This window comes from Variovorax nivicola (genome assembly GCF_051216475.1).
GTDB lineage: Bacteria > Pseudomonadota > Gammaproteobacteria > Burkholderiales > Burkholderiaceae_C > Variovorax.
In genome coordinates this window covers 1,507,632-1,520,991 of the sequence record NZ_JBPJZK010000001.1, presented here as the reverse complement: position 1 = coordinate 1,520,991, position 13,360 = coordinate 1,507,632, and the positions used below count along the sequence as shown (strand labels likewise).

Below are 13,360 nucleotides of genomic sequence, written 5' to 3'. Positions count from 1 at the left end.
TTCAACGGAAGACACACCATGGAAAATTTCGGCATTCACCTGGAGCCGCTGCGCGCCATCCTCTACCAGGTCGGCGCCTTCATTCCGCGCCTGCTGATCGGGCTGGTGGTGGTCCTCATCGGCTGGCTGGTCGCCAAGGCGGCGCGCTTCGCGGTGACCAAGGCGCTGCGCGCCATCAACTTCAACGTGCTCACCGAGCGCGCCGGGCTCGACAACTTCCTGCGCCAGGGCGGGCTGGCGGGGGACACCAGCAGCCTGTTCGGCATCCTGACGTACTGGCTGGTGATCCTGGCTTCGCTGCTCATCGCCTTCAACGGCATGGGGCTGAGCTACATCGCCGATCTGCTGGGGCGCATCGTCTGGTTTGTGCCGAACGTGTTCGTGGCGCTGCTGGTGCTGGCCTTCGGCTCGTACTTCGCGCGCTTCGTGGGCGAAGCGGTGGGCAGCTATTTCCGCGGCGTGAAGATGCAGGACGCGGCGCTCTTCGGCAAGGTTGCGCAGTACGCGGTGATGGCCTTCGTGATTCTCATCGCGCTCGACCAGATCAAGGTGGGCGGCGACATCGTGCGCGAGAGCTTCCTCGTGATTTTGGCGGGCGTGGTTTTTGCGCTGGCCCTGGCATTCGGGCTGGCCGGCAAGGATTGGGCAAAGGCCCAGATCGAGCGCTGGTGGCCGCGGCAGATCAAGGACGCCAAGGCGCCGCCGCCGAGCGTGACCACCGTAGGCAGCAGCAGTCCCACGCGTTTCGACAACGACCGTCCACCCCGCTGAACGCACCTGAATGACACGAAAAACCAATCCGACGATCAATGCTGTCTGGCCCGGTCGCCCCTATCCGCGCGGTGCGACCTGGGACGGGGAGGGCGTCAACTTCGCCCTGTTCTCGCAGCATTCGGACAAGGTCGAGCTCTGCCTGTTCGACGAGCGCGGCCGCCAGGAACTGCAGCGCATTCCGATGCGCGAACGCACGGACGGCGTCTGGCACTGCTACCTGCCCGAGGCGCGCCCCGGGCAGGCCTACGGCTACCGCGTGCACGGGCCCTACAAGCCCGAGGAGGGGCACCGCTTCAATGCCCACAAGCTGCTGGTCGACCCGTATGCCAAGGACCTGGTGGGCGACCTGCGCTGGGGCGATGCGCTCTACGGCTACACCGTGGGCAGCAAGCGCGAAGACCTTTCGTTCGACCGCCGCGACAGCGCACCGCTGATGCCCAAGGGCCGCGTGCTCGAAACCGCCTTCACCTGGGGCGACGACCGCCGCCCCTCGGTGCCGTGGCAGGACATGGTGATCTACGAGATGCACGTGCGCGGCTTCACCATGACGCACCCCGACGTGCCGCCCGGGCTGCGCGGCACCTATGCCGCACTCGGCTGCGCGCCGGTGGTCGACTATCTCAAGCGCCTGGGCGTGACCACGGTCGAGCTGCTGCCCGTGCACAGCTTCCTCAACGACCGGCACCTGGCCGAGAAGGGCCTGCAGAACTACTGGGGCTACAACACGCTGGCCTTCTTCGCCCCCGAGATGCGCTACAGCGCCTCGGGCAAGGTGAAGGAGTTCAAGACCATGGTGAAGACGCTGCACTCCGCGGGCATCGAGGTGATTCTCGACGTGGTCTACAACCACACCTGCGAAGGCAACCAGCTCGGGCCCACGCTGTCGATGCGCGGTGTGGACAACGCCTCGTACTACATCGCCAATGCCGAGAACCGCCGCTACTACGACGACTTCACGGGCTGCGGCAACACGGTGAACCTAGAGCATCCGCACGCGCTGCAGCTGGTGATGGACTCGCTGCGCTACTGGGCCGAGGAGATGCACGTCGACGGCTTCCGCTTCGACCTGGCCTCGGCGCTGGCGCGCGAGGCCGGCAAGGTCGAGAACCTCGGCGGCTTCTTCGACGCGATCCGCCAGGACCCCACGCTCAACCGCGTGAAGCTCATCGCCGAGCCCTGGGACTTGGGCCACGGCGGCTACCAGGTCGGCAACTTCCCGCTCGGCTGGGCCGAGTGGAACGACCAGTACCGCGACGGACTGCGCGGCTTCTGGAAAGGCGATGGTGGGCTCGTCGGCGAGGTGGCCAGGCGCGTCACCGGTTCCGAGGACCTGTACGGCTGGTCGGGCAAGCGGCCCAGCGCCAGCATCAACTTCATCACCGCGCACGACGGCTTCACGCTGCACGACCTGGTCTCCTACAACGACAAGCACAACGAAGCCAACGGCGAGGACAACCGTGACGGCAACAGCCACAACGTCTCGTGGAACTGCGGCGTCGAGGGCCCCACCGACGACCCCGAAGTGGTGGCCCTGCGCGAGCGCCAGAAGCGCAACCTGCTGGCCACGCTGCTGCTGTCGCAGGGCGTTCCGATGCTGCTGGCGGGCGACGAGCGCGGCCACACGCAGCAGGGCAACAACAACGTCTACTGCCAGGACAACGAGCTCGGCTGGATCGACTGGACCTCCACGCCCGAACGACTGGCGCTCGCGACCTTCGTCGAGCGCATGGTGGCGCTGCGCCGCGCGCACCCTTCGTTCCGGCGCCGCACCTTCTTCGCGGGCAAGCCCGCCGAAGGCGAGACCGTGACCGACGTTCACTGGCTCAAGCCCGACGGCCAGGAGATGCGTCCGGAAGACTGGGACGACGCCAACGCACGCTGCATTGCGATGTACATCCCCGGCGGCGGCATTGCCGACCACGGGCCGCGCGGCGAGGTGCAGCACGACGACGACTTTCTCGTGCTGCTCAACGCCCACCACGATGAGATCGCCTTCACGCTGCCGTCGATGCCGCATGGCGCGTGGCGCTTGCTGGTCGACACGGCCAGCAGCACGCCGCCGCTCGCCACCGAGGACGCAGCCGCGCTCGCCCCTGCATGGGCGCAGCCAAGCTATCCCCTGCAATGCCGCTCGCTCGTGGTGCTGAGCCGGCCGGATGTGCGGCCATGAGCGCGCATGTACACCGCATGCCATTCGGCGCCACGGTGCATGCCGATGGTGCGGACTTCGCGCTCTGGGCTCCGTCGGCGGAAATCGTCATGCTCGAGCACCACGCGGTGGCTGGCGAAACCTCGTCGCAGCCGATGACGCGCGACGGCAAGGGCTGGCATCGCCTGGCCGTGCCCGGGGTGGGGCATGGCGACAGCTACCGCTACCGACTGCCCGACGGCACGCGCGTGCCCGACCCGGCGTCGCGCTTCAACCCCGAAGACGTGCACGGCCCGAGCGTGGTCATCGACCCGCAGCGCTTCGAGTGGACGGATGGCGCATGGCGCGGCCGTCCCTGGCAAGAAGCGGTGGTCTACGAGCTGCACGTCGGCACCTTCACCGAAGAGGGGAGCTTCAGCGCCGCGCGCGAGCGGCTGGGCGAACTCGCCGAGCTCGGCATTACCGCTGTCGAGCTCATGCCGGTCGCTGATTTTCCGGGGCAGCGCAACTGGGGCTACGACGGCGTGCTGCCGTTTGCGCCCGATGCCTCGTACGGCGCGCCCGACGAACTCAAGGCGCTGGTCAATACGGCGCATTCGCTGGGGTTGATGGTGCTGATCGACGTGGTCTACAACCACTTCGGGCCGGAAGGCAACTACCTGCACGCGTACTGCCCCGAGTTCTTCAACCCCGGGCACCAGACGCCGTGGGGTGCTGCGATCAACTTCGACGGGCCGGGCTCGCGCACGGTGCGCGACTTTTTCATTCACAACGCGCTCTACTGGGTGGAGGAGTTCCGTTTCGACGGCCTGCGCATGGATGCCATTCATGCCATTCACGACGAGACGCGGCCGCACATCGTGAACGAGATCCGCGAGGCGCTCGATGCCGGGCCGGCCCGCGAGCGCCACGTTCACCTGGTGCTGGAGAACGATGCCAACCAGGCCTCGATGCTGATGCGCGACGGCCGCGGCATGCCCGTGGCCGGCACGGCGCAGTGGAACGACGACCTGCACCATGCGGTGCACGTGTTGGCCACCGGCGAGCGCGATGGCTACTACGCCGACTATGCCGACGACCCGGTGTGCCGCTTCGCCTGCGCGCTGGCCGAGGGCTTCATCTACCAGGGGCAGCCGTCGGCCTTCAGGCATGGCGAGCGGCGCGGCGAGCCGAGCACGCGGTTGCCGCCGCAGGCGTTCGTGTCTTTCCTGCAGACGCACGACCAGGTCGGCAATCGCGCCTTCGGCGAGCGCATTCACGCGCTTGGCGATCCGGTGCTGGTGCGTGCGGCGCTGGCCTGCCTGCTGCTGTCGCCGCACGTGCCGATGCTGTTCATGGGCGACGAGTTCGCGGCCTCCACGCCGTTCCAGTATTTCTGCGACTTCGGGCCGGAGCTTGCGGCGGCGGTGTCCGAAGGACGCCGCGCGGAGTTCGGCGGGTTCGCGATGTTCGCGGACGAAGCCGCTCGCGCGCGCATTCCGGACCCGAATGACGAGGCGACCTTCCTGGCCTCGAAGCTGCGCTGGCGCGAGCGCGGGGCACGCGCGCATTTTTCGAGGCTCAGCGAGGTGCAGCAGCTGCTGAATTTGCGGCACCGCCTGATCGTGCCGCGGCTCGGCGGCATGGCGGGAGCGGGCGTCTACCGGTGCGAGAACGACATGCTCCAGGTGCAGTGGGACATGGAGTCGGCGCGGTTGCATCTGCTCGCTCATTTCGGCGCGCAGCCTGTGGATGGCGTTGTGGCGCTACCCGGCGAGGTGGTCTACAGCGACGGGGCGACGGCCGATCGCGAAGGCGCGTTGCACCTGGCGCGCGGCGCGGTGCGCGTGACGCTGGAAGCGCTGCATGGCGGATGAAGCAGGCCACGGCCCTGTGACGGGCGATCTCGGGCGGCTGTGCGCGCACTTCGGCATTGCCACCGGTTATTTCGATGCCTTCGGCGCGCGGCGCGAGGCTTCCGCTGAGAGCCTGATCGCGCTGCTGGCCGAGTTCGGCGTGCGGCTCGACGGCGCGGCTGACGCGGGTCGCGCATTGGAGGCCGCACATCGCTCGCGCTGGGCGCAGGCGCTGCCGCCGGTGCGGGTCGTGCAGGCCGGCAGCGCTGCGTGGTCGGTGACGTTGCGGCTGCCGGCGTCCATGCGGCGGCTGCGCTGGCAGCTCGGTGACGAGCAGGGGCGCGAGCTGCAAGGCGAGGCCGACGCCGAGGCGTTGCTCGAGACTGGCCGCATCGACATCGACGGCATCTGGCGGTGCGAGCGCGTTCTGCAGATGCCGATGGCGCTCGAAGCCGGCTACCACCGGCTGCGCATCGAAGGCCTGCGCGGCGAGACGCTGGTTCTTGCAACGCCCGGCCGCTGCTACCGGCCGCCCGCGGTGCGCGATGGCGGTCGCGTGTGGGGCGCGGCGGTGCAGCTCTATAGCCTGCGCTCGCCGCGGAACTGGGGCATCGGCGACTTCAGCAATCTGGAGGACCTCGCCGTGCGCATGGCGGCGCAGGGTGCGGACATCATCGGCCTCAACCCGCTGCACGCGCTGTTCGCGAGCACGCCATCGAATGCGAGCCCGTACAGCCCGTCGTCGCGCCAGCAGCTCAACGTGCTCTACATCGACGTGGAAGCGGTGGATGGTTTTGCGGATTGCGACCCGGCCCGCGAGCGGGTGCATTCGCCCGACTTCCAGGCGCGGCTCGCCGCGCTGCGCGCGACGCAGCTGGTGGACTACGCGGGCGTGGCCGTGGCGAAGTTCGAAGTTCTCGAAATGCTCTTCGGCCATTTCTGCGCGCGGCATCTGCCTGCGGAGGGCGCGCCCGACGAGACGGGCAGGGAGTTTCTGGCCTTCGTCGCGGAGCGCGGTGAGGCGCTGCGGCAGCACGCTCTTTTCGAAGCACTGCAGGCGCACTTTCTTGCAGCCGAAGGCGGCGCGTGGGACTGGCATGCATGGCCGGTCGCCTACAGGAATCCGGATTCCGCCGAGGTGACCGCATTCGCCGTGGCGCATGCGCAGCGCGTGCAGTTTCACCAGTACCTTCAGTGGCTGGCCACACGGCAACTGGCGCGAGCGGCCGCGCGCTGCGATGCGCTCGGCATGGGTGTGGGCCTGTACGTGGACCTGGCGGTGTCGGTCGACCGCGCCGGCTCCGACACCTGGGGCGCGCAGCAGGTGTTTGCGGAAGGCGCCAGCGTTGGCGCGCCGCCGGACGAGTTCAACCCCGCCGGGCAAGGCTGGGGCCTGCCGCCGCTGCGCCCTGATCGCCTGCGCAGCGATGGCTATCGCTTCTTCATCGAAACGCTGCGCGCGAGCATGCGCGGCGCGGGCGCGCTGCGCATCGATCACGTGATGGGCCTGATGCGCCTGTTCTGGATTCCGCAGGGCCGCAGTGCGCGCGAGGGAGCGTACGTCTACTACCCGCTGGACGAGATGCTCGCCATCGTGGCGATCGAGAGCCACCGCCACCGCTGCATGGTCGTGGGCGAGGACCTTGGCACGGTCGAAGATGCGGTGCGCGATGCGCTGGCGCAGGCCGACGTGCTGTCTTACCGGCTGCTGTATTTCGAGAAGCAGCGCGATGGCCGTTTCACGCAGCCCGAGGCCTATCCGCCGGCTGCCCTGGTCGCGATCAGTACGCACGACCTCGCGACCTTCGCGGGCTGGTGGACGGCTGACGACCTGCGTGAGCGGCTCGCACTGGGCCTGTTTCCCGATCCGGCGATTTTCGACAAGCAGCTGATGGACCGGGCGCAGGAGCGCATCGAGTTGATGCAGGCCTTGCAGCAGGCGGGCCTGCTGTTGCGCGAGGAAGTGGCGCAGGCGGCCGGGCTCGCGATGCCGTCCGCGCGCATCGTGGAAGCTGCGCATGCCTTCCTGGCGGCTGCGCCGTCGGCGCTGATGATGGTGCAGCTGGAGGACGTGGCGGGAGTGGTGGCGCAGGCCAACATGCCCGGCACGGTGGACGAGCATCCGAACTGGCGGCGCAAGCTGCCCGAGCCGGTGGCGGCATTGGCCGGCGGCGAGCGCATGCGCGGGCTGGGAGAGGCCCTGCGCACAGCCCGGCCGCGCCAGGTCGAATCGGCCGGGCGGAGTGAGTCGCCGGGTCTGACGACTCGCGTGCCTCGCGCCACCTACCGGCTGCAGTTCCACAAGGACTTCGGCTTCGACGACGCGATCCGCGTGCTGCCGTATCTTGCGAAGCTCGGTGTGAGCCATGTGTACTGCTCGCCGATCCAGCGCGCCCGCGCGGGTAGCATGCACGGCTACGACGTGGTGGCGCATGCGCAGATCAACCCCGAACTCGGTGGCGAAGAAGGCTTTGCGCGCTTCGTCGCGGCGCTGAAGGCCAACGGCCTGGGCCAGTTGCTGGACATGGTGCCCAACCACATGGGCGTGTTCGGTGCCGACAACGCGTGGTGGATGGACGTGCTGGAGAACGGACCTGCATCGCTGTTCGCGCAGCACTTCGACATCGACTGGCAGCCGCTCAACGTCGAGCTGACCGGCAAGGTGCTGCTGCCCGTGCTGGGTGTGCACTATGGCGAGGCGCTGGAGAACGGCGAGCTGGTCCTGCGCTTCGAGGACGCGACCGGCAGCTTTGCCATCGGCTATTACGACCACCGGTTTCCGCTGGCGCCCGAGAGCTATCCCATGGTGCTCGAACGGGCGCTGGCGCGGCTGGGCGATGCAGCGGCGTCGGGGCGGCTGGCGAGCCTGTCGACGGCTTTCGGCCATCTGCCGGGGCGGAATGCGGCTTCTGCGCAGGAGCAGGCAGAACGCGTGCGCGACAAGGAGTTGCTCAAGACGCGGCTGGCGCGGCTTGCGCAGCGCCATCCTTCGGTGGCGCAGGCGCTCGTGGCGTCGGTGGCGGAACTGAACCTCGCCTTGCCGGAAGCCCGCGACGCACTGCACAAGCTGATCGAGCTGCAGGCGTACCGGCTCGCGCATTGGCGGGTGGCGGCGGACGAAATCAACTACCGGCGCTTCTTCGACATCAACGATCTCGCGGCCGTGCGCATGGAGCGCGAGGAGGTGTTCGAGGCTACGCAGTCGTTTGCGCTGGACCTCGCCGCATCAGGCGTGGTGGACGGCCTGCGCATCGACCACCCCGACGGGCTCTACGACCCGGCCGAGTACTTCCGCAAACTGCAGGAAGGCTATGCGCGACGCGCCGGACTGGTGCTTCCCACGCACGACGCGCAGGGGCGGCCCGCTCGGCCCCTGTACGTGGTGGCCGAGAAGATCGCCGGCGCGCACGAGGAAGTGCCCGAGAGCTGGCATGTGCACGGCACCACCGGCTACCGCTTCGCGAATGTGGCAAACGGCGTGCTGGTCGACACCGCGGCCGAGGCGAGCGTGGTGCACGCGTGGCAGCGCTTCACCGGAGAGATGGAAGACTTCGCCTCGGTGTCGCGTGCCGGCCGGCGCGAGGTGATGCGCAATGCGCTCGCGTCGGAGCTGAACGTGCTGTCGACCGAGCTGCTGCGCATCGCAAGGGCCGACCGCAGCACGCGCGACTACACGCTCAATGCACTGCGCCGCGCGCTGGCGGATGTCGGTGCGTGCATGCCGGTGTACCGGACCTACATCGTCGAACGGCCGTCGGAACAGGACGCGCGCTTCATCGACGAGGCCGTGGACGAAGCCGCCCGGCAGAGTGGGGATGCCGATCGGTCGATCTTCGATTTCGTGCGATGCGCGCTGCGGGGTGAGGCTGTTGCTTCCGCTGCGCCGGCGCTGGGAGAGCGGGTGCACCGCTTTGCGCTGCGCTTCCAGCAGTTCAGCGCGCCGGTGGCGGCGAAGGGCGTGGAAGACACGGCTTTCTACCGCTACTTTCCACTCAGCTCACTCAACGAGGTGGGCGGCGAACCGGATCTGTTCGGCATCGAGGTCGACGCATTCCATGCGGCGAGCGCCGACCGCGCGCTGCGCTGGCCCCACACCATGCTGGCGACTTCGACGCACGACAACAAGCGGTCGGAAGATGTGCGCAACCGGATCGACGTGCTGTCCGAAATGCCCAACGAGTGGGTGCTGGCGCTGACGCGCTGGCATGGCCTGTGCCGCGGCACGCGCAAGAAGCTGGCCGGCGGCGAGGCGCCGTCGCGTGCTGACGAATACCTGCTGTACCAGACGCTGCTCGGCACCCTGCCTGTGGGTGGGCTCGATGCCGGCACCGCGCCGGGCTATAGCGACCGCATCTGGCAATACATGCAGAAGGCCGCCCGCGAGGCCAAGCTGCGCACGCGATGGTCCCAGCCCGATGCGGACTACGAGGCCGCGCTCGAGCGTTTCGTGCGCGAGCTGCTGGCCGATCCGGAAAAGGGCGCGTGCCTTGCGGACATCCAGCGGCTGGCGGACACGCTGGCATGGTTCGGCGCATGGAACAGCCTCACGCTCACGCTGCTGAAATACAGCTCGCCTGGAGTGCCCGATCTCTACCAGGGCAGCGAGCTCATCGAACTGAGCCTGGTCGATCCGGACAACCGGCGCCCGGTGGACTACGCCCTGCGTCAGCGGCGGCTGGCCGCGCTGCAGGCAATGGTTGGCCAGGAAGGAGATGGCCTGGCAGCGCGGGTGCGCTCGATGGTCGAGGCGCCGCACGACGGCCGCGCCAAGCTCTGGTTCATCTGGCGCCTGCTGTCGTTGCGGCGCGAGCAGCCTTTGCTGTTCAGCGAAGGCAGCTACGAGCCGCTGGCGGTCGAGGGGCCGCTGTCGAGGCACGTCGTAGCCTTTGCGCGCAGGCATGAGGGCCGGCTGCTTGTGGTCGTGGCGGGGCGGTTGTTCGTTGATCTCTCGCGCCGCGGCGCGGATGACGGCGCCATTCCAGCGCTTCCTGAGGCGACGAGATGGAGCGGCACGACGGTGTGCCTTCCCGCAGGCGTTGGCGCGGTGGTGCTCGAGAACCTGTTGACTGGAGAGTCGCTGTCGGTCGGGGAGGGGGCTATTTGCCTGGAGGAGGCGCTGCGATGGATGCCCTGGGCCGTCTTCAGCCGTACAGCGCCGCGGGAGAAATACGCATGATCTGCACCTGCTGCGCGGCGTCGATGACGCGAGCGACCGGCTCCCAGACGCTCGAATAATCCGGCAAGGCGTCGGGCGCGAAGCTCGTGTGCGGCCAGTCGGAGCCCCACACCGTGCGGCCGGAGAACAACCCGGCAAGCTCATCGATGCGGGCGTCCAGAGAGTCGTACGGTGCCTGTGCGGCGAGGCGATACCAACCCGACAGCTTGAGCCACGCGTCCCCTTGCACAAGTCGCTCGAGTGCCTGCCGGCTCTCGATGGACAGCTGCGCGTTTGCATCCACGCCCGCCAGGTGATCGAGCACGGCAGTCACTTCGCAGCCGGCATGCAGGTCTGCGATCCGGTGCCAATGCTCCGGCCGCGCGTACCACTGCACATGCCATCCCATCGCCTGGATGCGGGGGGCGAGTGCATGGAAATGCGCGCCGATGTCCTTGTCATTGCCAACCGGCGATACAAGGTTGAACCGCACGCCTCGCACGCCGAGGGCATGCATCGATGCCAATTGCGCGTCGGTCGTGCCGGGCTCCAGCACCGCAACGCCCCGGTGCCGACCATTGCTCTGGCGCAAGGCTTCGAGCATCACCGTGTTGTCGTAGCCGTAGACGCTGGGTTGCACCAGCACCAGGTGCGCGACACCGTGATGCCCGGCCAGTTGCTCGATGTCTGCCAGTGGCCGGTCCACCGGCCGGTAGTGACCCGGCACGACCGGGGCTTGCGCGTCGAAGACATGGACATGGCTGTCCCAGCCAAGGCCGCCCGCGACATCCCGCATCACTTGTTCAGCCCACGACGATCTTGCGGTCGCGCACGATGCGCGCCCACTGCGCCCGTTGGGCTGAAAGAAAACCCGTCACCAGGCCTTCCGGGCCATCGGGGAAGGCCTCGCCACTCAGCGCCCGGATGCGGCCGAGCACTTCGGGATCGGTCATGGATTTGCGAATGGCCGCGACCAGCACGGCCTTGGTCGCCGGGTCGATGCCGGCGGGCGCCAGCACGGGGTTCCATTCGAGCACTTCGTAGGCCGGCACACCGGCTTCTTCCATCGTCGGTATGGTGGGCAGTGCCCGAGTGCGCCGGCGCGTGGTCACGGCAAGCGGACGCAGCCGGCCAGACTGGATCTGCCCCAGAGACGATGCAACGTTGGCAAAGAAGAGCGGCACTTGCCCGCCCATCACGTCATTCATGGCCGGGCCGCCGCCCTTGTACGGGACATGCGTGAGGCTCACACCCGCACGGTCTTCGAAGAGCGCGCCCGCGAGGTGCTGGGCAGAGCCGTTGCCGGAGGATGCGTAGGCGATCTGCCCCGGCTTGGCCTTGGCCATCTGCACGAGATCCTTGACGCTCTTGGCTTCGAAGCTTGGCGTGCAGACCAGCACGTTCGGAAACAGCGCCAGGATGCCGAGCGGTGTGAAGGACTTGTCGTTGTCGTAGGGGAGCTTGGGGAAGAGCGCAGGGTTCACGGCGAACGAAGACGCGTCCACCAGCAGTTGCGTGCCGTCGGGGTTGGCACGGGCCACCTGCCCGGCGGCAATCTGTCCGCTGGCACCGGGCTTGTTGTCTACCACCACCGTCTGGCCCAGTGCGTCGGCGAGCCGCGGCGCAATGAGGCGTGCCATCAGGTCGGCACCGCCGCCGGCCGCATAGGACACGACCAGCGTGATGGTCTTTCCGCCTGCAATCTGACCCGCGGCGCGGGCCAAGGCCCATGGAGCCGCCGCAACGGCGGCTCCGGCGCGCAGCAACTGGCGCCGCGAGCGATCAACCGTGACCTGGCTGAAACTGGAAATCGATGCTTCTTTCATGGCGCTCTCGCAAAAGGTTAAAGGCAGGGGTGGTGCGTCGCACCGGTTCAGGTGATCGTGACGGTGTAGTGGAAGGCGTAGGCGTCGCCCCGCGTGTAGCGGGCCTCGATGCACCGGCCGCTGAAGTCGTACGCGCTGCGGGTCACCAGAGCGCAGGGGTGGCCCGCCGGCAAGTCCAATTGGCTCGCATGCAGGCGAGCGAGGGTGCCGAACGCGATTTCGTCGACGGCGCGGTGCACGGCAACGCCGCAGCGCTCGACGAACATGGGGTACAGCAAATCGCCCCACTGAACAGGGTCGTCATCGACCAGGCAGGTGAACAGATCGAGCGGGAGCCAGATTTCTTCGGCAACACATGGCTGCCCCGACAGGGAGCGCACGCGCAGCAGGCGCAATGCCGTGCTGCCGGACTCAAGCCGAAGGCGCCGCGCGACGTCCGAAGGCGCAACCAGCACCTTGCGCGAGACGATACGGGAGACAGGCACTTCACCCGTGCCTTCGCCAAAGCGGAAGAACCGCATCATGGTTCCGGCGTTGGTCATGCCGACTCGCACGAATGTGCCGCGGCCCTGAATGCGCTCGATCAATCCGTCGCTTGCAAGAAGCTCCAGCGCGTGACGCAAGGTGCCAAGGGCCACTCCGTGTTCGGAGGCCAGCGTCTGCTCCGCCGGCAGTGCAGCACCAGGTGGCCATTCGCCTGCCATGACTCGTGCCCGCAAGGCCGCCGCGAGCGCGGCATAACGGCTTTGCCCCGGCTCGGAAGGGACCACGGTCAACGACGGCATTTGGATTGATCTAGTCCTGTAGATGACTAAATGATAACAAGTCTCAGATGGGAAGAATCGTTTTGTAGCACTTGTAAGTTATTGAGCTCGATTTCTGCGAATTTGCGACTGGTGCGGTGGCGTCGGACGTGAGCAGCCAGCCCCAACTCCCCTTGCGCCATCTGTTCAGCAGCACCAGCGGCCTACCGCACTCATATTTCACTGGTATCACTATTTCGGGTGATGCCCGAGGGAAATAAACCCGATTCAATCGAATCTGTGCACTTTCGAGTGCACAGCCAAGCTGCAGCGGCTGGATCAACCCGAGGTTGATCTCCTCCATCTCGCGGTGTCGGGATGAATGCTTTTCGCTCAGATGTCTTTGGTTACGTGATGCCTGAATGCTGTTGCACTTTCGGCGTCAAGGCGGTGACCTTCACCTCGGATACCGATTTTCTGCAGGGCACAGGCGGGTATGGCTACCTGCACGCGGGCGCCGAGGTTCGCCTTCAGCAAACCCTGAACCTTGGCAGTGCGGTCGGATCCGGGATCTCGCTGGTCTGGGATGGAGTTCCCAGTCCGGCACTTGGTGCCGGAGCCGGGAACGAAGACGTGCTCTTCCAGTTCAACATCTCGGTTCCGGCAGGCGGTAGCGTCACGCTGATGAACTTCCTGGTGATGTCGGGCACGGACACGGGCCTCGTTGCCACGGACATCACGGCAAGGGCGACCGAAGTGGATACGCAGCTTGCGGACATTGCCAATAACTTCCGGACCAACTTCGCCTACCAACGGGGCCTGACCCAGGCTCAGTTGGACACGGTGAAGAACTTCTAGGCAGCCAGCGGGCAGGCGGA

At 67.4% G+C, this 13,360-nt stretch carries 8 protein-coding genes; 5 read left to right on the top strand and 3 right to left on the bottom strand.

Annotated features, from left to right (window positions below; translation table 11 throughout):
• Positions 1-18 precede the first annotated feature (18 nt).
• The 4 genes from ACSFBF_RS07350 to ACSFBF_RS07335 are packed head-to-tail and all read left to right on the top strand — an operon-like array spanning position 19 to position 9,934.
• Entirely contained in the window at positions 19-771 is a 753-nt protein-coding gene (locus ACSFBF_RS07350) for a mechanosensitive ion channel family protein (RefSeq protein WP_435465647.1), read from the top strand.
• Between the two features lie 10 nt (positions 772-781).
• Positions 782-2,944, top strand: a complete 2,163-nt coding sequence (gene glgX, locus ACSFBF_RS07345) for a glycogen debranching protein GlgX (protein WP_435465646.1) — start codon at positions 782-784, stop codon at positions 2,942-2,944.
• A complete protein-coding gene (treZ, locus tag ACSFBF_RS07340) occupies positions 2,941-4,779 on the top strand; it encodes a malto-oligosyltrehalose trehalohydrolase (protein ID WP_435465645.1) in 1,839 nt (612 codons plus the stop codon). Before glgX ends, treZ begins: the two co-directional genes overlap by 4 nt.
• Positions 4,769-9,934, top strand: a complete 5,166-nt coding sequence (locus ACSFBF_RS07335) for a malto-oligosyltrehalose synthase (RefSeq protein WP_435465644.1) — start codon at positions 4,769-4,771, stop codon at positions 9,932-9,934. The genes treZ and ACSFBF_RS07335 overlap by 11 nt, the downstream gene beginning before the upstream one ends.
• Here ACSFBF_RS07335 and ACSFBF_RS07330 read toward each other — a convergent pair.
• Genes ACSFBF_RS07330 through ACSFBF_RS07320 form a run of 3 tightly spaced genes read right to left on the bottom strand, consistent with a single transcriptional unit; the run spans position 9,900 to position 12,524 of the window.
• Positions 9,900-10,709, bottom strand: a complete 810-nt coding sequence (locus tag ACSFBF_RS07330) for an amidohydrolase family protein (RefSeq protein ID WP_435465643.1) — start codon at positions 10,707-10,709, stop codon at positions 9,900-9,902. The two genes, ACSFBF_RS07335 and ACSFBF_RS07330, sit on opposite strands and share 35 nt — an antisense overlap.
• Positions 10,710-10,716: 7 nt before the next feature.
• Complete coding sequence (locus ACSFBF_RS07325) at positions 10,717-11,739, bottom strand: tripartite tricarboxylate transporter substrate binding protein (RefSeq protein WP_435465642.1); 1,023 nt, start codon at positions 11,737-11,739, stop codon at positions 10,717-10,719.
• 47 nt (positions 11,740-11,786) lie between these two features.
• Positions 11,787-12,524, bottom strand: coding sequence for a GntR family transcriptional regulator (locus tag ACSFBF_RS07320; protein WP_435465641.1), 738 nt, complete (start codon positions 12,522-12,524; stop codon positions 11,787-11,789).
• A gap of 336 nt (positions 12,525-12,860) precedes the next feature.
• Here ACSFBF_RS07320 and ACSFBF_RS07315 point away from each other — a divergent pair, with 336 nt between their 5' ends.
• Entirely contained in the window at positions 12,861-13,340 is a 480-nt protein-coding gene (locus ACSFBF_RS07315; RefSeq protein WP_435465640.1) for a hypothetical protein, read from the top strand.
• Positions 13,341-13,360: the final 20 nt, after the last annotated feature.